The organism is Streptomyces sp. NPDC001100 (assembly GCF_053598575.1).
Genome location: NZ_JBSFKO010000046.1, coordinates 13,030 through 32,112, shown reverse-complemented (window position 1 = coordinate 32,112; position 19,083 = coordinate 13,030). Strand labels below are relative to the sequence as shown.

Here is a 19,083-nt window from a genome sequence, read left to right as displayed (position 1 = left end):
CAGTCTCACGGAGCGGGAGGACGAGGTCACGGGGCCGAGCCACCATGGAGGGGGTGTCGCTGTCCCCACCTGGTTTTTAGGCGCGCGGGGAACTGCGCGACCAGCCCCCACGCACCCGCAGTCGACAAACCACCCCTACAACGGCACCCCAAGCACCTTCGCTTCTACAACAGGGTCAAGCCCCACCGCCGGCCGATCCGGCCGCTGAGGTGCGGAACCTCCAATGCCCTGCAACCAGTCCCACGTATCAGCCACCGTCTCCTCGACGGACCGACAGCTCAACCCCGTAGCAACCGCCCGAGACACATCCGCACTGTGCAACGCGTCGTACCCCTCACTCCCGGCCGGAATCCACACCGGCAACTGAGTCCACGGCTCGATACCGGCATCGAGCACGACATCCGCAGAGGTCCACCGCAACTCGGCCACCCCACCCGTGACCCGCACACACGCGTCCAACAACGACCCCGTCGTCGCGTGCCCCTGCGGCGAGATCAGGTTGTACGCCCCGCTCAACTCCCGCTCCACCGCCCCGAGCACCCACTTCGCGAGGTCCCGCACATCCACGTACTGAAGAGCAAGCTCCCGCGGCCCAGGCGCCAGCACCGGCCCACCCCGCGCGACCCGGGTCAGCCACCACGGCAGCCGCCCGATGTTCTCGTACGGCCCGAGGATCAGCCCCGCCCGCACGAACACGGACCGCTCCGCCCCGAACGCGGCGAGCGCGGCCAGCTCCCCGCCCCGCTTGTCGCGCGCGTAGTCCGTCTTGCCGGCGTCGGGCTCGGCGCCCTCGACGACGGGCGCGTCCTCGGTGTACCCGGCGGGCGGCGCCCACTCGTACACCGAGCAGCTCGACACATACACGTACCGGGCCGCCCGCCCGGCGAGCAGCCGTGCGGCGTCGTGCACCGCGCGGGGCGCCGCCGACCAGGTGTCGACGACGGCGTCCCACTCGCCCTCGGCCAGCGCGGCGAGCCCACCGGGCGCGGTGCGGTCACCCCGCAGCGCCCGCACCCCGGGCAGGGGCTCGTGCCGTCCCCGGTTGAGGACGGTCACCTCCCAGCCCCGCCCGAGGGCCGCCTCCACGACGGCCCGTCCCGCGAACTCCGTACCGCCCAGCACCAGAAGTCTCATACCTGCGACTCTGCCCGCGCGGCCCGCGGAACGGAACGTGAATCTGCTGTCGGCAGATGATCAGCGCGCGGTCGGCGGCGTGTACTTGTACCCGACCCGGCGCACCGTCTGGATCGCCTTGCGGTGCTCGACGCCCAGCTTGCGGCGCAGCCGGGCGATGTGGACGTCGACGGTGCGGCCGTCGCCCACGTGCCCGTAGCCCCACACCGTGGTGACGAGCTGGTCGCGCGTGTGCACCCGGTTGGGGTGGGCGACGAGGTGGGCGAGGAGTTCGAACTCCAGGTACGTGAGGTCGAGTTCCTCGCCCTTGAGCTGCGCGGTGCGCTGCACGGTGTCGATGCGGACGAGCGGTTCGGCGTCGGCGGTGAGGCCGGCGGTGATGTCGGGTCCGCCGTCGGGCAGCACGTCGGGGTGCCCGGTCCGGGCGAGGTGCGGGCTGTCGGCCGGGATGAGGACGAGGTACCCGACCATCGGCGGCTGCCCAGGAAGGGTGGGCAGCGTGTGCGGCGGCGCCGGCAGCCAGGTGGCACCCGGCGGCAGGAACTCCGCGACGCCGATCACCTCGTCCCGGTCGACGGCACGCAGATGGTTCCGCGTGCCGGTCGGGGCGGGGGAGGACGCCGGGGCGTCGAGGGTGGCGGAGGGCAGAGAACGGATGATCGCCATGAGAGGTCAGCTCTTTCGCGCGAGAGGTTCGTCGAGGGACGTACGTCGAGGCGCGCGGGCCGGAGGCCGAGGGTGTACGGCTTTAGAGGGCCGGCGCGTTCATCGCGCGACAACACACCCGGTCGAAGTCATGGTGCTGACGGGAAGGCCAGAAGGGCTCCAGGTCATGGCGACCCGTCGCTCCGCACTTCTGGTAGTTGCCCATGGGCCCATTGAAGCAGACACACGCCCGCAACAGGACCCTCCTCTCACAGCTTGGACGCCCCCTTGGCGGGAAATTGACGGCCGGCCCCTCATCCCACCAGCCGTCTGTGCCAGGTCAGCGGCCTGACGTCGATCGCGTTGTCCGGATCGCCGTCCCAGTCGGCGGACAGTCCGGCGGCCCGGAGCGCGGCCAGCACCTCGTGCCCGACGGTGGTGGTGGTCTCGGCGGAGCCGTCGAACCCGCCGTAGTGCAGAGCGAGTCCGTGCCCCTCGGCGGCGTGCTCGGTGACCTGCTGATGGAAGAAGACGAAGCCACGCGCACCCTCCCGCTCCGCGCCTATCTCCGCGAGGCCGCAGCCCCGGCAGCAGGCGAAGTTCTCCCGGGCCGTGATGCCGCTCGCGTTCAGCGCCTCGAAGGCGCGGGTGAGCCGGTCCGGGTCGGTGCCCCCCTCCCAGGCCGCCTGCTCGGTCACGCGCTCCACCCACAGCCGGTCCACCAGCCGCGCGGCCTGGGCGCGGGACACCGGCCGCTCGTCGCCCTTCACGAGGTAGTCCTCGGCGATCTCGGTCAGTGTCCTCCGGTCGTCGTAGCCGCAGCGCAGCCGTGTCCTGACCCGTTCCTCGACCTTCTCCCGCACCTCGTCCGGGAGTTCGGGCACTTCTTCCCGGGGGCCGAGGTCGACCGGCTCCCAGTCGAGGCCCGCGTCCCAGCCGGCCGTCTGCCCTGCCCAGCCGGTCAGCAGCTCCGTCACGCGCAGGGGATCCGTGAGGTTCGTGCCGTAGAACTCGGTCTCGCTCAGGCGGTGTTCCAGCCGGTAGTCGCCGCCGTTCTCGTGCCACACCTGGGCGAACACGTCCGGGAGGTCGGGTATCCGCTGCACGATCAGGAAGCGGTCGCGGGCGCCCCCGATCCGCGCCACCAGCTCCCGCAGCCTCCCCCACTCTCGAATTCGCTCGAGCGGGGGGACCCCCATCGCCGAAGTCCGCGGGTATGTCTGCCCGTTCTCCGTCTCGACCTTGATGTCGAGACCCTCGTCGATGCCCGTGAGGCCCCCGTCGATGTCCATGGATCGAGACTCGCACGCGCCACTGACAACGCGAGGGGGCGCCCACCGTGACGGTGGGCGCCCCCTCGCGCAGGTGCGGGGCGGATCAGACCTGGCCGGCCTTCTCCAGCGCGGAGCAGCACGTGTCGACGATCAGGCGGGTGACGACGTACGGGTCGACGTTGGCGTTCGGGCGGCGGTCCTCGATGTAGCCCTTGCCGTCCTTCTCGACCTGCCAGGGGATACGGACCGAGGCACCGCGGTTGGAGACGCCGTAGGAGTACTCGTTCCACGGGGCGGTCTCGTGCAGGCCCGTCAGGCGGTCGTCGATGCCGGCGCCGTAGTTCTTGACGTGGTCGAGGGGCTTGGAGCCCTCGCCGAGGGACTCGCACGCGGTGATGATCGCGTCGTAGCCCTCGCGCATCGCCTTGGTGGAGAAGTTGGTGTGCGCGCCGGCGCCGTTCCAGTCGCCCTTGACCGGCTTGGGGTCGAGGGTCGCGGAGATGCCGAAGTCCTCGGCGGTGCGGTAGAGCAGCCAGCGGGCGATCCACAGGTGGTCGGAGACCTCCAGCGGGGAGACCGGGCCGACCTGGAACTCCCACTGGCCGGGCATGACCTCGGCGTTGATGCCGGAGATCGCGAGGCCGGCCTTGAGGCAGTTCTCCAGGTGGGCCTCGACGATCTCGCGGCCGAAGATCTCGTCGGCGCCGACGCCGCAGTAGTAGCCGCCCTGGGGGGCCGGGAAGCCGCCCTCGGGGAAGCCCAGCGGGCGGGAGCCGTCGAAGAAGGTGTACTCCTGCTCGATGCCGAAGATGGGCTCCTGCGAGCCGAACTTCGCGACGACCTCGGCGAGCGCGGCACGGGTGTTGGACTCGTGCGGCGTGAAGTCGATGTCGAGGACCTCGCACATGACGAGGATGTCGTCGCCGCCGCGGATCGGGTCCGGGAAGCTGGCGACCGGCTTGAGCACGCGGTCCGAGGAGTGCCCCTCGGCCTGGTTCGTGGACGACCCGTCGAAGCCCCAGATCGGGAGTTCGGCACCCTTGGCGTCGTCGGCCAGAATCTTCGTCTTGGAACGGAGCTTGGCCGTCGGCTGGGTGCCGTCGATCCAGATGTACTCAGCCTTGAAGGTCACGGGCCTCATCCTTCGGGGTGGGTCATTCTTCGCACTTGCGGGTGCTGCGGCGCAGCGGCACTGGAGCGCCGCGATTCATGCCGGGCAGCCTGTCAACATGCGATTTCCCGATCATTGCTCAAGTGTGAACCCCGTGTTACCTGGTGGCGCTGTGTCGCGATTCACGTGCCCTGTGTGCGGCGCACCTGTGAGAGCGCTGTTCGCAGTCGCAGACGGGGGTGGTCGGACAGCTCGTATGCGATGGGGTTAGCCCTCGCTCCGCGCCCGCCGTGCATGCCCGGCCCGTTCCAGCCGGTCGGCCGGGGCGCGTACCTCCGTCGGTTCATGCCGTTCTGGTTCGCGAACCGGGCGCTGTGCAGGCCGAGTTCGACCGCGAGGGCCCGGGGACAATGCAGGGGAGGGAGAGGTGAGCCGTATGGGCATCCGTGGTGGGACGTACGAGACGAGCGGCTTCGACCCCGACCGTTTCGGCTCCGCCTACGACCAGGTCATGGCGAAGTGGCCCGACGCGCGGGAGGCGGTGGTCGTCCCGACGCCGTTCGGGGAGACGTACGTGAATGTGTGCGGGCCCGCCGACGGGCGGCCGCTCGTGCTGCTGCCGGGTGGCGGAGGAGCGACCTCGGCGTCCTGGTACGCGCAGGCCGGCGAACTCGCCGGGGCCGGCCACCGCGTCCATGCCGTCGACCTAATCGGCTTCCCCGGCCGCAGTGTCCCGGCGCCCGGCCGCCGCCCGCGCACGGTGGCCGACCTGATGACCTGGCTGGACGCGGTGTTCGACGGGCTGGGCGTGACACCGGCCGCCGACCTCGGCGGTCATTCCTACGGCGGCTGGATCGCCCTGCACTACGCCCTGCACGCGCCCGACCGGACACGCCGTCTGTTCCTCCTCGACCCGACCCAGTGCTTCGCCGGGTTCGAGACGGCGTATCTGCTGCACGCGCTGCCGATGCTGCTGCGGCCCACTCCACGCCGGGTCCGCGCGTTCCTGGAGTGGGAGACCGGGGGAGTGTCGCTGGACCCCGACTGGCTGCGCCTCCAGGAGGCGGGCGCGGGGTTCCCGTCCGCGAAACCGGTGACCGGTCCACGCCCGGCGCCGGACGCGCTGCGCGGGCTCAACGCGTCGGTCCTGCTGCTTCTGGCCGGAAGCAGCAGGACCTATGACACGCACCTGGTGGCGACCCGGGCGGCGAGTCTGCTGCCGCACGTGGAGACCGACATCCTGGCGGACGTCTCCCATCACATGCTGCCGCAGTCCGCGCCTGAGCGACTGGGCCGTCACCTCACCGGTTTTCTCGGATCCTGAGCGTCACCCCACCTTCTGGATCAGAGCACGGCGGATGAGGAACTTGCCGGGCTCACGGACCTGTTCGAATGCGGCGTTGTTCAGCAGGACACAGCTGCCGGAGACCGAAGTCACCTTCACCGTCGTGGACTTGTTGTTGTCCAGGTTGGTGACCTTCAGCGTCGTCCCCGCCGGGAACTGGTTGCTGGAGGCGGCGGGCGCACCGGCCTCGCCGGAGAGCGTCACGGTCGAGCCGTTGCACACCTGGCTGCCCGCGGCGGCGCCGGTACCCGTGTTGCCGGTGTTGCCCGCCGGAGGGGTCGCCTTGGGGGTGGCCGTGGCCGCGGGTGCCGACTGCGCGGGCGCGGTCTGGGAGCCCTGAGCCGACTCCCCAACCGTGCAACCGGACGCCTTCTGCTGCACCTTGATCTGCGCGATGACCGCCTCGCGGTTGGCGATCCGCGCCGCCGACTGGGCGTCGGGATTGGCCTTCTGGCCGGCGATGAAGCTCTGGTTGTTGCCGAGAGCGGTGGCGAGACCCTGGCAGACCGTCGAGTTCGGCGCGGACAGCGTCTTGGCGTTCTGCGTGTTCGTCTGCGAAGCGTTCGACGTGGTGGCCAGAGCGAAGGCCCCGCCTCCGGCGACCGCCGCTGCGGTGACCAGCAGCGCCATCTTCTTCTTCGTGCTGGCAGTTCTCCTGCGCGACATGCGCGGCTCCTGTGGGGTAGGGGACCGTACGCCGCTATGTACGGGATGCCGAACGGTGTAACTCATCCGACACAGAAGTCGCCGAAGTGACGTACGCCACAGGGGAGTTGTGGATCATTCGCCGCGCACCCGCTGCCGGGAGCTACCGGGACAGCGCCTCCCGTACGGCCTCGTCACTGCGCGCGACCACCGCCGTGCCGTCGTCGGCCGTGATGATCGGCCGCTGGATCAGCTTCGGATGCGCGGCGAGCGCCGACACCCACCGCTCCCGCGAACTCGCGTCCCGCGCCCACTCCTTGAGTCCCAGCTCCTTCGCCACGGTCTCCTGGGTGCGGGTGATGTCCCACGGTTCGAGCCCGAGCCGCTCCAGTACGTCCCTGATCTCGGCCTCGCTCGGCACGTCCTCCAGATAGCGGCGGACGGTGTACTCGGCGCCCTCCGCGTCGAGCAGGCTCACGGCGCTGCGGCACTTGGAACAGGCCGGGTTGATCCAGATCTCCATGGGGCCCACGGTACGCGAAAACCCGTCTTCCACCTGCGTCACAGCACCCTCAACAGCCGTTGTGGCCAGGGCGTTTGTCAGTGGCGGGCAGTAGAATAGAAGCAGTGTTCGAGGGTGTCGCCGGGGGGTCCGGACGGCGCCCTGACCGCGACAGGAGGATGTCCGTGCCCGCTGCCGCACTGAAGCCGAAGCCGCTGCCGACCCAGTCCACCGCGAAGCGCTCCGTCCAACTCGACCTGCCCTACGTCCCCGTGGCGAAGCGCCCGCTGCCGCCCGGACGCCCGCGGGAGTGGTACGTCACGCACAACCGCCGCCTCAAGGCGATGCGGCTGGCCATCGCCCTGCTCGACTCGGGCGTCTACGTCCCGAACCAGGCCCGCAACGAGACGATCCGCAGCACCGCCGAACTGATCGGCGTCCACGCACCGTCGGACACGACGTGTCACATGGTGCGGGCGCTGATGCGGTACTCGCGCTGAGCCGTGGCGCCGGGTGCCCTGTGGTCCTGGGGCACCCGGCGCAGGCACGCCGACCAACAAGGGTGTGCCCCTACGCCGACAACTCCTTCTCCACCGGCGTCCGGAACCGCGGAGTCACCCGTGTCGCCCCCACCCACCCCCGCAGCCGTTCCGCCGCCTCCCCGATCGCCGCCTCCGCCTCGCGGCCGACGTCCGTCCGGTCGAGCACGCGCCAGACGATCTCCCCGTCCGGCCGCTGGGCCCAACTGCCCACCACCCGCCCGTTCCACCACACCGTGGGGCCCACGTTGCCGCTGTAGTCGAACAGCGCGGGACGCAACTCCGGTGCCAGGTACCAGTCCCGGTACTGCCAGCCCATCGCCGTCGGATCGAGGGCGGGCAGCAGGGCCGCCCAGGGTTCGGCGGGGCCGGCCGGTGGGGCGAGGTCACCGGCGGCGACGTACCCAGTGCCCTCGTCCAGGGACACCGGCTCGGCACCGATCGCCGCCAGCGCCCGGCGGACCTCCGTCACCCGCCACCCCGTCCACCACTTCAGGTCGGCCTCGGTGGCCGGTCCGCAGGCGGTGAGCCAGCGTCGCAGCAGGGCCGACTGGGCCGCGGCGACGTCGAGTTCGGGATGTTCGGGCGCCACCGCCCAGCGCAGTTGGCTCGACGTCCAGCCGCCGAGCGGACGGCCCCGCACGACCTTCCCCTCGACCCCCAGCACCCTCAGCAGCCGGGTCGACAGGGTGTGGACGCCCTCGTAGCTCTTCCCGGCCGCGTACACCCACTGTTCCCTCAACCTCGGCTCGTCCTCGGCGAGTTCGGCCGCCGTCGCCTGCCCGCGCCGGGCCAGCGCGGCCAGCGTCGCGTCCTCGACCTCCTTCAGCCAGACCGCGTCCGGCGCGCCCGCCTTCGCCATGTCCTTGACCAGCGAGGCCCGTTCACGGGCGGCGACGGTGAGTCCGGTGGACGCGTGCACGACGGCGGTCAGGGCGGTGGGGAACACGAACACCGTGTGCCGCATGCCGTGCATACGGAGGAGGGTGCGGTCGTCGTAGAGGGCGCGGGCGGTCTCGGCCACGGTGCCGGCCGGATCGGCGAGGCGTGCGCCGACGGCCAGGAACACCGTCGCCGGGTCCGAACCGTGCAGGGCGACGAGGGAGTCGGCGACGTCCTCGGGGCTTGCCGCCCGAGTCGTTTCCGCCAGGCGGTGGCGGAGGGCGAGCCGGATCCGCCGTTCGGCCGGGGTGACGTGGCGCGGGCTGCTCATCCGGACCTCCGCTGGAAAGGGTGACTTCTCGACCGACAGTAAACGGGTCGGTGGGTGGGCGGACAATCTGATCGTTCACCTGATCGCCGTGCACGGAATGCGCCCCCACGCCCACCCGGGTTGACTGCCTACATGACCACCCCGGCCGACCGAGCGAACCGGGGCCGCGCCGCGCGCAAACGCGTTCCCCGTTCCGCGCACGCCGGCTGGATCCCCTCCGTGGACCGCCCGGACCCCGTCGCCGTACTGGAACGCCAGGGCCGCGACCGGCTCCCGGAACTCCTCCCGATCCGCTACGGCCGGATGGTCGCCTCCCCCTTCGCCTTCCTGCGCGGTTCGGCCGCCGTGATGGCCGCCGACCTCGCCTCCCAGCCGCACACCGGGCTCACCGTGCAGTTGTGCGGCGACGCGCACCTCCTCAACTTCGGCCTGTACGCGTCCCCGGAACGTGCCCTGCTCTTCGACCTCAACGACTTCGACGAGACGTTCCCGGGCCCCTTCGAGTGGGACGTCAAACGCCTCGCCGCCAGCGTGGCCGTCGCCGCCCGCGAGAACGGCCACGGGGACGGCAAGGCCCACCGCGCCGCCCTGGAGGCGACCGCCACGTACCGTACGACCCTCCGTGCCCTGGCCCGCAAGGGCGAACTCGCCGTCTGGTACGACCGGATCGACGCCGACAGCCTGCTGCCCCTGGTCCGCTCCGCCCGCGACCGGCGCCGGGTCGAGTCCAGCCTCACCCGCGCCCGCCGCCGCACCAGCCTGCACGCCGTCGGCAAACTCACCGAGACCGTCGACGGCCGCCGCCGTATCGTCCGGGACCCTCCCCTCCTGGAACCGGCCGGCGCCTCGGACATGGCAGCCGTACGGAAGATCTTCAGCGACTACCGCTCCACCCTCTCCGAGGAGCGCCGCCTGCTGCTCGACCGCTACCGCTTCGTCGACGCCGCCCGCAAGGTCGTCGGCGTCGGCAGCGTCGGCACCCGCTGCTTCATCGTGCTGCTCGCCGGCCGCGACCAGGACGACCCGCTGTTCCTCCAGATCAAGGAGGCGCGGAAGTCCGTACTGGAGGAGCATCTGCCGAGCGGACCGTACGTCCACCCCGGCCGCCGTGTTGTCGTCGGCCAGCGACTGCTCCAGGCCGCGAGCGACATCTTCCTCGGCTGGATGACCGGACCGCAGGGCCGCGCCTTCTACTGGCGCCAGCTCCGCGACATGAAGGGCTCCGCGGACGTCGCCGGCATGAGCCCGGCCGAACTCCTCGCCTACGGCCGCCTGTGCGGCACCGCCCTGGCCCGCGCCCACGCCCGCTCCGGTGACCGCGTCGCCATCGCCGCGTACCTGGGCGGCACCGACACCTTCGAACACGCGGTGGCCGACTTCGCCTCGGCCTACGCCGCCCAGACCACCGCCGACCACGCGAGCCTGAGCGCGGCGGTGGCGGCGGGTGTGGTGACGGCGGCACCGGGGATCTGACGGGGCGACTCCGGGCCGCACAAAAAGAAGATGCACGCCGAGTGATCGCGCCCCTACGCTGGACACACGTTGCGGAGCTGCCCACCACCGCTTACCGCAGGACGGGCACCACCTCGCGGACTCGGGGCTACTCTCTACGCACCGACGGCCGGACGCCCTCCCCCAGCGCCCCGTCGCGTCCACAACAGATCACCGCTCGTACACACCCACGCCCACGGAGGCCCGTCATGGGCACCATCGTCATATCCGGGACCGTCGTCCTGGTCGTCTTCGGCTTCGGCAACCACATCTGGTGGCTGGCCGCGGTCGCCGTTCTTTTCCTGTACCTGCAGTACGGCCGGGACTCCTCGTCCTCTTCCTCGGTGTCGTCCTCGTCGGCCCAGGGCTCCTCCTCGGGAGGCGGAGCCACACCGTCGAGCTACCGCGCGTACCGCGACCGCCGGGACAAGCAGGCCAAGTGGGAGCGCCGCTACCAGCGCGAACGCCCCCTGGAGTCGCGTCGGCAGGCACGCGAGAAGAGCAACTGAGAGCAGGGGGACATCAGGTAGGACCCGGGGGCGCCTCTCACAACCCGGGGGCGCCCCACACCGGGAACCACCGGCTCAGATCCTGCTCGATCCGCAGGTCGTTGCCGAGCATCGACTTGACCTGCAGTTCCAGTGAGCTGTCGCGCCGCTGCCCGTCACCGGCCAGCGGCGCGAACGGGAAGAACGTGCCGCGCTTGTAGAGATAGACGAGCGCGAGCCGCCTGCCCCCGTCGTCCTCGAACCCGGCCAGCGAGCACAGCAGTTGGGGCCCGAAGCCGTTGACCTCCATCGCGCTGTTGACCGCGTGCAGATCGTTGACCAGCGCGGAGAGCTCGTCGGGGGCCCGGTGGGAGACCAGCCACGAGTAGCCGTAGGCATCCTGGGTCAACTCCACCGGCGGCCCGGTGCGTTCCGCGTCCGCGTCCAGCAGTGCCTGGACCTCCCGGTGCGTCTGCTCGAACGCCCCGCCCTCCACCGTGGCGAAGCACACCGCACCGCGCCCGGTCGGCGTGAATCCGGCCGCCGCCTCCAGCGTCACCGCCGCCGAGGGCAGCGCGAACAGCTGATCGAGATCGGGGGCGACCGGTTTCGTACGGCCGAGCAGGATGTCCAGCAACCCCATACTCAGCCCGCCTTGTCGATGCCGGGCACCGCCGCCTCACCCAACTCGGCGGAGATCCGCCCCAGTTGGTCGAGCCGCTGCTCCAGGCTCGGGTGCGTCGAGAAGAACTTGGTGAAGCCGGGCTCGGTGCCGGTCGCCGGGCTGAAGTAGAAGGCGTTGAAGGCCTGCGCGGTCCGCAGGTCCTTGGTCGGGATCCGGGCGATGTCCCCGTCGACCTTGGTCAGCGCGGAGGCCAACGCCGAGGGCCGTCCGGTGAGCAGCGCCGCCGCCCGGTCCGCCGCCAGCTCCCGGTACCGGGACAGCGCCCTGATCAGCAGGAAGCTGATCGCGTACACGGCCGCCGAGATCCCCATGATCCCCGCGAAGACGGCCAGCGTGTTCTGGTCCTTGCGCCCCCGGAAGATCTGCGAGTAGAAGGCGAACCGCACCATCAGCCCGGCGAGCACCCCGAGGAACGACGCCACCGTGATCACGGCGACGTCCTTGTGCGCCACGTGCGACAGCTCGTGCGCGAGCACACCCTCCAGCTCGGCCGGCTCCAGCCGCCGCAGCAACCCGGTGGTCACACAGATCACGGCGTTGTCGGCGTTCCGCCCGGTGGCGAAGGCGTTGGGCATGTCGATGTCCGACACGGCGACGACGGGCTTGGGCATGTCGGCCACGGCACACAGCCGGTCGATCACGCCGTGCAGCTCGGGATACTCCTCCCGCTCCACGATCCGGCCCTTCATCGCGTACAGCGCGATCCGGTCGGAGAACCAGTACTGCGCCACGAGCAGCCCGCCGGCCAGTACCACGACCAGCACCCAGGACTTCAGCAACACGATCAACGCGGCCACGAACGCCACGTACAACAGCCCGAGCAGGAACAGCGTCAGACCCATACGCACGGTCAGCCGCCGGTCGCTCCGGAAGCGGCTCTGCATCTGCCATCACCCCGCAGTCAGGCACTCGTCCCACCGCCCAGTGTGCACCCGCGCCTTCCCATGAAGTGGTCCCGATCGGCCCTAGGCGGAGCAAAAGGTCCCTGAGAATCCGATGAGCGCGTGCGAGCGCGGGTCAGGCGTCGAGCCCCGCCTCCCACAGCCGCCGCTTCAGCACGTACTCACTGAACAGATGCCGTGCCCGCCCCAGCAGCTCACCCACCTCGGCGTCCCCGGGCACCGTCCCCTCCTCCGGACGCCACCGCTGCACCACCTGCTCACCCCAGGCCCGCAGCCGCCCGTCCGGATCGCCGAGCACGGCCACGGCGGCTCGCAGCCGTACGATCCCGCCCCGCGCGTCGAGCAACCGGAAAGCCGCCACCCGCTGTGCCCGGCCCCCGCCCACGAGCCGCTCGGTCAACCAGTCCTCGGGCAGCACCGCAGCCGACGGCAACAGCGCGAGCGTCGCCTCCCGCACCACCCCGGGCGCCGGATCGTCGAGCAACGGCAGCATCCGCCGTACGTCCACCACGTCCAGCACCCGCAGCCCGGCCACCGCCCGAGCCCGCACCGCGGCCGCCGGATGCCCGGCGAACCCCCACAGCACCCCGGCATCGTCCCGCCCACCGCACTCGGCGAGCCCGATCACGGCCCCCGGCACCGGATCCCCGCCCGAGCACCAGGCCCGGTACACCGTCGACGGATCGCCCCCGTGCTGCCGTACGACATACCGGGCGCAGGCCCGCACCACCCCCGACCGATCCGCCAGAAACCCCTCGGCCCGCCCGGGCTCCCCCGCCACCCGCAACGCGGTGACCCCGGTCGCCCTGGCCCGCGGATTCCGCGCCCCGAGCAGCGGTTCGAGCACCGCGTCGCAGTCTCCCGACTTCGCCACGGCGGCCAGGGCGGCCTCCGCGCACAGGGTCTGTACGACGGCGTCGGCGTCCCGGGCGGCGGCGCGGGCGAGCGCGGCGGGGGAGAGGAGCCCTCGCTCGACAGCGAGCCGGAAGCCGTACCGACGCACGACGCGGCCGGTGTCGACGAAGAGCGGCGCGAGCTGTTCCAGGGACGCCCGGCGCAGCACCGAGTCGAGCAACTCGACGGCGAACACCCCCCGCCCCCGCCGCCCGAACAGCAGAATCAACGGCGCAAGCGCCACGCCGGTCTCCACGTCGAGGACCTCGGCCAGCAACTCCCGGGCCCGCTCCCGCACTTGCCCGACCCAGTCGGCACACCGGACGACGACCAGCGGCAACAACACCGGGTGGCCGACGGCCTGTTGGAGCGTGGCCTCCCTGACCCTGCCGTTCCGGTGGCACAGCGCGATCGCGAGTTCGGGCTCGGCGAGCCCGGCGGGCGCATACGGCTCCTGCCGCAGGGCCTCGTCCAGCCACAGCCACGCGAGGGGATCACCGAGGTCGACCTTCTCGCCGCGCTTCTGGTCCATCTCCATTACGGCGCCCTGAAGTTGACGTACCCCAGCAACACGATGACCGCGGCGACACCGCCCAGCACGATCACCGTCGATACCCACGAGGACCGGCGCGGCCCCACCCCCTCCGGCTCACCCCGGAACGGCACCGGCCCCGGCGGGTTCTCCTTCCAGCGGGCCGCGAGCATCCGGGCCCGCGCGGAGGGCTCCTTGTGCTCGGCGTTGTCGGCCCACTTGAGGTCGAACTCGCGCTCCTCGTCGTCGTGTTGTCCCATCCCCGTTGCCCCTCCCGGAAAACAGTCTGCGCAGAACAGTCTGCGTACGACGGTGCCCCCGCCTCTCCGAAGAGAGACGGGGGCACCCGACGATCGGTTCGATCGGTCCGATCACACGTCGAAGTACAGCTCGAACTCGTGCGGGTGCGGACGAAGCTGCAGCGGCGCGATCTCGTTCGTGCGCTTGTAGTCGATCCACGTCTCGATCAGGTCGGACGTGAAGACGTCGCCGGCGAGGAGGAACTCGTGGTCGGCCTCAAGGCGGTCGAGGACGGCCGGGAGGGAGGTCGGGACCTGGGCGACGCCCGCGTGCTCCTCGGGGGCCAGCTCGTAGAGGTCCTTGTCGATCGGCTCGGCCGGCTCGATCTTGTTCTTGATGCCGTCCAGGCCCGCCAGGAGGAGGGCGGAGAAGGCGAGGTACGGGTTGCCGGAGGAGTCGGGCGCGCGGAACTCGACGCGCTTGGCCTTCGGGTTGGAGCCCGTGATCGGGATGCGCATCGCGGCGGAGCGGTTGCGCTGCGAGTACACCAGGTTGACCGGCGCCTCGAAGCCCGGCACCAGGCGGTGGTACGAGTTCACCGTCGGGTTGGTGAAGGCGAGGAGGGAGGGCGCGTGCTTGAGGATGCCGCCGATGTAGTAGCGGGCGGTGTCCGACAGACCCGCGTAGCCGGCCTCGTCGTAGAAGAGGGGCTGGCCGCCGGTCCACAGGGACTGGTGGACGTGCATGCCCGAGCCGTTGTCGCCGAAGATCGGCTTCGGCATGAAGGTCGCGGTCTTGCCGTTGCGCCAGGCCACGTTCTTCACGATGTACTTGAAGAGCTGGAGGTCGTCGGCCGCGGCGAGCAGCGTGTTGAACTTGTAGTTGATCTCGGCCTGGCCGGCGGTGCCCACCTCGTGGTGCTGGCGCTCGACCTGGAGGCCGGACGCGGCCAGCTCCAGGGAGATCTCCGCACGCAGGTCGGCGAAGTGGTCGACCGGCGGGGTCGGGAAGTAGCCGCCCTTGTAGCGGACCTTGTAGCCGCGGTTGTCCTCGACCGCACCGGTGTTCCAGGCGCCCGCCTCGGAGTCGATGTGGTAGAAGGACTCGTTCGACTTGGTCTCGAAGCGCACGCTGTCGAAGACGTAGAACTCGGCCTCGGGACCGAAGTACGCGGTGTCGGCGATGCCGGTGGAGGCGAGGTACGCCTCGGCCTTCTTCGCCACGTTGCGCGGGTCACGGGAGTACTGCTCGCCCGTGATCGGGTCGTGGATGAAGAAGTTGATGTTGACCGTCTTGTCGCGGCGGAAGGGGTCCACGCGCGCGGTCGACAGGTCGGCGCGGAGCGCCATGTCGGACTCGTGGATGGCCTGGAAGCCACGGATCGAGGAGCCGTCGAAGGCGAGTTCCTCGTCCGGGTCGAAGGCCGTCGCCGGCAGCGTGAAGTGCTGCATCACACCCGGCAGATCGCAGAATCGGACGTCGACGAACTTGACGTCCTCGTCCGCGATGAACTTCTTGGCCTCGTCGGCGTTCTGGAACATCCAGCTCCTCCTACTCCCGACCGTCCGTGCCGGGGTGGTAGTTCGTTCGTGCGGCCAGTGCGGTGGCACACGCTGGACCCGACCTTAGGGACGGGGGATTTCTCAGGCGTGACCCATTTGTTTCGCCCAAGTTAACCGGTCTTGAGCTGCCTGGCCCCTCCTGTCCGCATGGCAGAACGGGGGCAGTACCGTGGACGGGTGGACAACAGGGATGCAATCGGCTCATGGCTCTCCGGGCCCCGGGAAGCCGCGGAGCGGGCAGGTGTCGACTTCGGCTACCGCGGCGAGCAGCTCGGCCTGCCCGAGCACGGCCCCGGCTCGATCGCCCGCCCCGGCCGCCGCCTCGGCGCACTCCTCGTCGACTGGGCCCTGTGCCTGTTGATCGCATACGGCCTGCTCACCCACGGCTACAAGCCGGGGTCGACCGGCAACTGGGCCCTGCTCATCCTCTTCGTCCTGAGCACCCTCACGGTCGGCACCATCGGCTTCACCCCGGGCAAGCGCCTCTTCGGCCTCCGCGTCTACGCCCTGGACACCGGCCGCCCCAGCCCCCTCCGCGCCCTGCTCCGCTCCGCCCTGCTGTGCGTCGCGATCCCGGCCCTGATCTGGGACCGCGACGGCCGCGGCCTCCACGACCGGCTGGCGCGCACGGTGGAGGTGCGGACCTAGCGGCGGCGGTCGTACGGCCCGCCGACCGGCGGTGGTCGTACGGCTCGCGGATCCGGCAGCAGTCGTACGACCGAGGGGGCGCCCCGGAAGGACCCGGGCCGCCCCCTTTGGCGTGCCGGGCGGGTGACCGTCGGCCGGTCCCGGCCCGGGGTGCGCTCCGTGACGGGCCGTGACCGGGACACTGTCGCCGTTCCCGACGGAAGTGGTGGGCAGGATGGCAGCAGGCGACAAGTCGACGGTCGTGGCCGGGGCGCCGATGGTCGCGGAGATCGCGGCGCGGTACGCGGACGAGGCGGAGAGTGCCCGGCGGCTCTCGCCGCAGGTGGTCCAGGCGGTGCGGGACGCGGGGTTCGCCCGGCACTTCGTACCGCGGGCCCACGGCGGCGAGGCCGGTGGTTTCGCCGACGTGACCTCCGCGGTCGGCCTGGTGGGGGAGGGTTGCACCTCGGCGGCCTGGGCCGCCTCGCTGGCCGCCTACGCCGGGCGGTACGGGGCGTTCCTGCCCGAGGAGGGACAGGCCGACATCTGGGCGGACGGGCCGGACGCGCTGCTGGCCGGCGCGCTGATGCCGTCCGGCAAGGCGGAACCGGTGGCCGGCGGCTGGCGGCTGAGCGGTGAGTGGAAGTACATCAGCGGGGTGCACTTCGCCGACTGGGCGCTCGCCTGCGCGGCCGTACCCAGTGAGGGTCCCGTGGACCCGGACGCGCGGCCCGAGGTGCGGTTCTTCGCCGTGCCGCGGGCCGACTTCGCCATCGAGGACAGCTGGTTCACCGTGGGAATGCGCGGCACCGGCAGCGACACCCTGCTCCTGACCGACGCCTTCGTGCCCGAGCACCGGACCCTGGCCCGGTCGGCGGTCCATGCCGGACGGGCGCCCGCGTCGGACGCGCGCTGCCACCTCGTCCCGATGTACGCGGTGAGCGCGCTGCCGTTCGCCGCCCCGCTGGTCGGCGCCGCCCGGGGCGCGCTGCGGGCCTGGATCGCCCGGACCGGGGCCCGCGTCGACCGGCGGGGACAGGCGGTCGGCGAGAAGCCCTCGACGCAGGTCGCGCTGGCCCGCTCGGCGGCCGAGGTGGACGCCGCCGAACTCCTGATCCTGCGTACGGCGGCGGTCGCCGACGGCACGGAGCACGTGCCGGACGGCGAGGCGGCGGTCCGGGGTGCCCGCGACCTCGCCCTGGCGGTGGAGCTCCTGGTCTCGGCGGTCGACCGGGTCTTCCGTGCCGGCGGCACCTCCGGACAGTCCTCGTCCGACCCCGTGCAGCGCTTCTGGCGCGACGTGAACAGCGCCGCCTCCCATGTCGCGCTCTCCTTCGAGACGACCGGCGCGGCCTACGGCGCCTGGGCGCTGGCGGGCGGGGAAGGGGCGGGAGCCGTGCACTGAGCCGGTCCCGGTTGCCGGTCGGGAGTGGTGACCGCATAGTCGATCTGGAGCCGGGTGACGATCTCGATCACCGTCGGTGAGCCGTGTCCGAGGCCGTCCCGAGGCCACTGAACTCGCGGCGGCCTCCACGAAGGCCCGCAGAGGCCAACAGGTGGTGCACCGTCATGACGGAGCGTCAGGAAGTACTGGAAGCCGAAGCCGCGGTGGCACCCGAGGACTTCCGGGCCGCGATGGCCCGCTTCCCCTCGGGCGTGGTGGTGGTCACCACCCGCTGCGGGGACGGCACGCCCCGCGGATTCACCGCCAGCTCCTTCTGCTCGGTCTCGCTGGAGCCGCCGATGGTGCTGGTGTGCCTGGCCAACTCGGCGGACTCGGCACCGTCGTTCGAGCGCTGCGACCGCTTCGCCGTGAGCGTGCTGGCCCCGGCCCACCGCCCGCTCGCCGTGCGCTTCGCCACGAAGGGCACCGACAAGTTCGCGTCCGAGGGCCTCGGCCTCAGCCCGGACGGACTGCCGACGGTCGAACGGGCCCTGACCGAACTGGACTGCGCCGCACACGCACGACACCCGGCCGGGGACCATACGGTCCTGATCGGCCGGGTGACGGGTGTGCGACTGGGGGAGGGGTCCCCGATGGTGTATTACGACCGCGCGTTCAGGACGCTGGCCTGAGCCTCGGCGGCCCGGGGCTCAGCGGGCCTTGCCGCCGCCCTTCGGGAGCTTCATGCCCTTCGGCATCGGGCCCTTCGGCAACGGCATGTTGCTCATCAGGTCGCCCATCGCGCGCAGCCGGTCGTTCGTCGCCGTGACCTGCGGGCCGGTCAGGACGCGCGGCAGCTTCAGCATCGTCGTACGGACCTTCTTCAGCGGGATCTGGCCCTCGCCGGTGCCCACCATCACATCGTGCACCGGGACGTCCGCGACGATGCGGTTCATCTTCTTCTTCTCGGCGGCCAGCAGGGACTTCACCCGGTTCGGGTTGCCCTCGGCCACCAGCACGATGCCGGCCTTGCCGACCGCGCGGTGCACCACGTCCTGGCTGCGGTTCATCGCCACCGCCGGAGTCGTCGTCCAGCCCCGGCCGATGTTGTCCAGTACCGCGGCGGCAGCGCCCGGCTGGCCCTCCATCTGCCCGAAGGCGGCCCGCTCGGCGCGTCGTCCGAAGACGATCGCCGTCGCGAGGAAGGCGAGCAGCAGGCCGAGAATGCCCAGATAGATGGGGTGACCGAGCAAGAAGCCGATCGCGAGGAAGACACCGAAGGTGACAATTCCGACAGCCGCGAGTACAAGACCGATCGTCTTGTCGGCCTTGCGCGTCATCTTGTACGTCAGGACGATCTGCTTGAGTCGCCCGGGGTTCGCAGCGTTGTCCGCTGTCGTGTCCTTCCTCGCCATGCCACGAGTCTACGTGGCTCCCGGAGCGCCGACGACGGCGGTGCCCGGGGCGAGAGGATTCAGGAGTGCGAGGTGAGGGACTGCTCCAGGACGAGCTGGGCCTCGACCCGGTCCTTGGCGCGGCGGCGGTCCTCCAGGACGGAGGTCCACGCGTTGCGGCGGGCGGTGCGCTGGCCACTGCTCATCAGCAGCGACTCGACGGCGCGCAGGGCGTCGGTGACGGACGGGATGGCGGTGGCGCGGACGGGTGCGGCCTGCATCGTGGAGGTCCCCCCTCGGAACGGCTCTGGGTACGGGGCTACATGCTGTAAGTCGAGTGTCACTGTTTGGTGTTACCAGGGCGTGACCGACCGGTCAAACGCCAATGAAGCCTTGATGCGGAGGGCCGAAACGCTGACGCGGCCCTGATGGACGCCCTCAACTGGGAGGACGGTCAGGACCGCGACGGCGACGGG

21 protein-coding genes are annotated in these 19,083 nt (G+C 71.2%); 7 read left to right on the top strand and 14 right to left on the bottom strand.

Going from position 1 to position 19,083, the window contains the following annotated elements; genetic code table 11:
* Nucleotides 1-135: 135 nt before the first annotated feature.
* The 4 genes from ACWDEW_RS42295 to glnII form a co-directional block, all read right to left on the bottom strand.
* Nucleotides 136-1,134 (bottom strand): NAD-dependent epimerase/dehydratase family protein, encoded by a 999-nt coding sequence (locus tag ACWDEW_RS42295; protein WP_450520693.1) that lies wholly within the window; start codon nt 1,132-1,134, stop codon nt 136-138.
* A gap of 60 nt (nt 1,135-1,194) precedes the next feature.
* Nucleotides 1,195-1,800 carry a winged helix-turn-helix domain-containing protein gene (locus ACWDEW_RS42290; protein ID WP_450520692.1) on the bottom strand — a complete coding sequence of 202 codons (606 nt, stop codon included), beginning with the start codon at nt 1,798-1,800 and terminating at the stop codon, nt 1,195-1,197.
* A gap of 293 nt (nt 1,801-2,093) precedes the next feature.
* Nucleotides 2,094-3,071, bottom strand: a complete 978-nt coding sequence (locus ACWDEW_RS42285) for a DUF6891 domain-containing protein (protein ID WP_450520690.1) — start codon at nt 3,069-3,071, stop codon at nt 2,094-2,096.
* An 85-nt stretch (nt 3,072-3,156) separates the two neighbouring features.
* Nucleotides 3,157-4,185 (bottom strand): glutamine synthetase, encoded by a 1,029-nt coding sequence (glnII, locus tag ACWDEW_RS42280; protein WP_450520688.1) that lies wholly within the window; start codon nt 4,183-4,185, stop codon nt 3,157-3,159.
* 415 nt (nt 4,186-4,600) lie between these two features.
* Here glnII and ACWDEW_RS42275 point away from each other — a divergent pair, with 415 nt between their 5' ends.
* Nucleotides 4,601-5,488 carry an alpha/beta fold hydrolase gene (locus ACWDEW_RS42275; RefSeq protein WP_450520686.1) on the top strand — a complete coding sequence of 296 codons (888 nt, stop codon included), beginning with the start codon at nt 4,601-4,603 and terminating at the stop codon, nt 5,486-5,488.
* Between the two features lie 3 nt (nt 5,489-5,491).
* On the opposite strand, the gene ACWDEW_RS42270 is transcribed toward ACWDEW_RS42275, so the two are convergent.
* Both ACWDEW_RS42270 and ACWDEW_RS42265 read right to left on the bottom strand, forming a co-directional pair.
* A complete protein-coding gene (locus tag ACWDEW_RS42270) occupies nt 5,492-6,175 on the bottom strand; it encodes a hypothetical protein (RefSeq protein ID WP_450520684.1) in 684 nt (227 codons plus the stop codon).
* Between the two features lie 142 nt (nt 6,176-6,317).
* Nucleotides 6,318-6,677, bottom strand: a complete 360-nt coding sequence (locus ACWDEW_RS42265) for an arsenate reductase family protein (protein WP_450520682.1) — start codon at nt 6,675-6,677, stop codon at nt 6,318-6,320.
* A 164-nt stretch (nt 6,678-6,841) separates the two neighbouring features.
* Here ACWDEW_RS42265 and ACWDEW_RS42260 point away from each other — a divergent pair, with 164 nt between their 5' ends.
* Nucleotides 6,842-7,156 (top strand): hypothetical protein, encoded by a 315-nt coding sequence (locus tag ACWDEW_RS42260; RefSeq protein ID WP_200716533.1) that lies wholly within the window; start codon nt 6,842-6,844, stop codon nt 7,154-7,156.
* A gap of 70 nt (nt 7,157-7,226) precedes the next feature.
* On the opposite strand, the gene ACWDEW_RS42255 is transcribed toward ACWDEW_RS42260, so the two are convergent.
* Complete coding sequence (locus ACWDEW_RS42255; RefSeq protein WP_450520680.1) at nt 7,227-8,408, bottom strand: winged helix DNA-binding domain-containing protein; 1,182 nt, start codon at nt 8,406-8,408, stop codon at nt 7,227-7,229.
* A 132-nt stretch (nt 8,409-8,540) separates the two neighbouring features.
* Here ACWDEW_RS42255 and ACWDEW_RS42250 point away from each other — a divergent pair, with 132 nt between their 5' ends.
* A complete protein-coding gene (locus ACWDEW_RS42250) occupies nt 8,541-9,881 on the top strand; it encodes a DUF2252 domain-containing protein (RefSeq protein WP_450520678.1) in 1,341 nt (446 codons plus the stop codon).
* A 227-nt stretch (nt 9,882-10,108) separates the two neighbouring features.
* Nucleotides 10,109-10,408 carry a hypothetical protein gene (locus ACWDEW_RS42245; protein ID WP_450520676.1) on the top strand — a complete coding sequence of 100 codons (300 nt, stop codon included), beginning with the start codon at nt 10,109-10,111 and terminating at the stop codon, nt 10,406-10,408.
* A 37-nt stretch (nt 10,409-10,445) separates the two neighbouring features.
* Here ACWDEW_RS42245 and pspAB read toward each other — a convergent pair whose 3' ends face one another.
* The 5 genes from pspAB to glnA all read right to left on the bottom strand — a co-directional run bounded on the left by pspAB (nt 10,446) and on the right by glnA (nt 15,181).
* Nucleotides 10,446-11,030, bottom strand: a complete 585-nt coding sequence (gene pspAB, locus ACWDEW_RS42240; protein ID WP_450520674.1) for a PspA-associated protein PspAB — start codon at nt 11,028-11,030, stop codon at nt 10,446-10,448.
* A gap of 2 nt (nt 11,031-11,032) precedes the next feature.
* Nucleotides 11,033-11,956 (bottom strand): zinc metalloprotease HtpX, encoded by a 924-nt coding sequence (htpX, locus tag ACWDEW_RS42235; protein ID WP_450520672.1) that lies wholly within the window; start codon nt 11,954-11,956, stop codon nt 11,033-11,035.
* 133 nt (nt 11,957-12,089) lie between these two features.
* On the bottom strand, nt 12,090-13,400 hold the full coding sequence (locus ACWDEW_RS42230; protein ID WP_450520670.1) for a hypothetical protein: 1,311 nt from the start codon (nt 13,398-13,400) through the stop codon (nt 12,090-12,092).
* A 5-nt stretch (nt 13,401-13,405) separates the two neighbouring features.
* The gene (locus ACWDEW_RS42225; protein WP_450520669.1) at nt 13,406-13,660 is read right to left on the bottom strand and encodes an SCO2583/SCO2584 N-terminal domain-containing protein; all 255 of its coding nucleotides are present in this window, start codon (nt 13,658-13,660) and stop codon (nt 13,406-13,408) included.
* A gap of 111 nt (nt 13,661-13,771) precedes the next feature.
* Nucleotides 13,772-15,181, bottom strand: a complete 1,410-nt coding sequence (gene glnA / locus ACWDEW_RS42220) for a type I glutamate--ammonia ligase (protein WP_450520667.1) — start codon at nt 15,179-15,181, stop codon at nt 13,772-13,774.
* Nucleotides 15,182-15,379: 198 nt separating this feature from the next.
* Here glnA and ACWDEW_RS42215 point away from each other — a divergent pair, with 198 nt between their 5' ends.
* From ACWDEW_RS42215 to ACWDEW_RS42205, 3 genes are all read left to right on the top strand, one after another.
* Nucleotides 15,380-15,850 carry an RDD family protein gene (locus ACWDEW_RS42215; protein WP_450520666.1) on the top strand — a complete coding sequence of 157 codons (471 nt, stop codon included), beginning with the start codon at nt 15,380-15,382 and terminating at the stop codon, nt 15,848-15,850.
* Nucleotides 15,851-16,064: 214 nt separating this feature from the next.
* On the top strand, nt 16,065-17,234 hold the full coding sequence (locus ACWDEW_RS42210) for an acyl-CoA dehydrogenase family protein (RefSeq protein WP_450520664.1): 1,170 nt from the start codon (nt 16,065-16,067) through the stop codon (nt 17,232-17,234).
* A 164-nt stretch (nt 17,235-17,398) separates the two neighbouring features.
* Nucleotides 17,399-17,905, top strand: a complete 507-nt coding sequence (locus ACWDEW_RS42205; RefSeq protein ID WP_450520662.1) for a flavin reductase family protein — start codon at nt 17,399-17,401, stop codon at nt 17,903-17,905.
* A gap of 18 nt (nt 17,906-17,923) precedes the next feature.
* Here the strand turns inward: ACWDEW_RS42205 and ACWDEW_RS42200 are convergent, their stop codons facing one another.
* The gene (locus ACWDEW_RS42200; protein WP_019075887.1) at nt 17,924-18,628 is read right to left on the bottom strand and encodes a DUF4191 domain-containing protein; all 705 of its coding nucleotides are present in this window, start codon (nt 18,626-18,628) and stop codon (nt 17,924-17,926) included.
* A gap of 59 nt (nt 18,629-18,687) precedes the next feature.
* On the bottom strand, nt 18,688-18,888 hold the full coding sequence (locus tag ACWDEW_RS42195) for an SCO2195 family GlnR-regulated protein (RefSeq protein ID WP_450520659.1): 201 nt from the start codon (nt 18,886-18,888) through the stop codon (nt 18,688-18,690).
* Nucleotides 18,889-19,083: the final 195 nt, after the last annotated feature.

Coding starts and splice junctions, on each gene's coding strand:
- ACWDEW_RS42295 (WP_450520693.1), bottom strand. CDS start 1,134: ATGAGACTTCTGGTGCTGGGCGGTACGGAGTTCGCGGGACGGGCCGTC.
- ACWDEW_RS42290 (WP_450520692.1), bottom strand. CDS start 1,800: ATGGCGATCATCCGTTCTCTGCCCTCCGCCACCCTCGACGCCCCGGCG.
- ACWDEW_RS42285 (WP_450520690.1), bottom strand. CDS start 3,071: ATGGACATCGACGGGGGCCTCACGGGCATCGACGAGGGTCTCGACATC.
- ACWDEW_RS42275 (WP_450520686.1), top strand. CDS start 4,601: ATGGGCATCCGTGGTGGGACGTACGAGACGAGCGGCTTCGACCCCGAC.
- ACWDEW_RS42270 (WP_450520684.1), bottom strand. CDS start 6,175: ATGTCGCGCAGGAGAACTGCCAGCACGAAGAAGAAGATGGCGCTGCTG.
- ACWDEW_RS42265 (WP_450520682.1), bottom strand. CDS start 6,677: ATGGAGATCTGGATCAACCCGGCCTGTTCCAAGTGCCGCAGCGCCGTG.
- ACWDEW_RS42255 (WP_450520680.1), bottom strand. CDS start 8,408: ATGAGCAGCCCGCGCCACGTCACCCCGGCCGAACGGCGGATCCGGCTC.
- ACWDEW_RS42250 (WP_450520678.1), top strand. CDS start 8,541: ATGACCACCCCGGCCGACCGAGCGAACCGGGGCCGCGCCGCGCGCAAA.
- ACWDEW_RS42245 (WP_450520676.1), top strand. CDS start 10,109: ATGGGCACCATCGTCATATCCGGGACCGTCGTCCTGGTCGTCTTCGGC.
- pspAB (WP_450520674.1), bottom strand. CDS start 11,030: ATGGGGTTGCTGGACATCCTGCTCGGCCGTACGAAACCGGTCGCCCCC.
- htpX (WP_450520672.1), bottom strand. CDS start 11,956: ATGCAGAGCCGCTTCCGGAGCGACCGGCGGCTGACCGTGCGTATGGGT.
- ACWDEW_RS42230 (WP_450520670.1), bottom strand. CDS start 13,400: ATGGACCAGAAGCGCGGCGAGAAGGTCGACCTCGGTGATCCCCTCGCG.
- ACWDEW_RS42225 (WP_450520669.1), bottom strand. CDS start 13,660: ATGGGACAACACGACGACGAGGAGCGCGAGTTCGACCTCAAGTGGGCC.
- glnA (WP_450520667.1), bottom strand. CDS start 15,181: ATGTTCCAGAACGCCGACGAGGCCAAGAAGTTCATCGCGGACGAGGAC.
- ACWDEW_RS42210 (WP_450520664.1), top strand. CDS start 16,065: ATGGCAGCAGGCGACAAGTCGACGGTCGTGGCCGGGGCGCCGATGGTC.
- ACWDEW_RS42205 (WP_450520662.1), top strand. CDS start 17,399: ATGACGGAGCGTCAGGAAGTACTGGAAGCCGAAGCCGCGGTGGCACCC.
- ACWDEW_RS42200 (WP_019075887.1), bottom strand. CDS start 18,628: ATGGCGAGGAAGGACACGACAGCGGACAACGCTGCGAACCCCGGGCGA.
- ACWDEW_RS42195 (WP_450520659.1), bottom strand. CDS start 18,888: ATGCAGGCCGCACCCGTCCGCGCCACCGCCATCCCGTCCGTCACCGAC.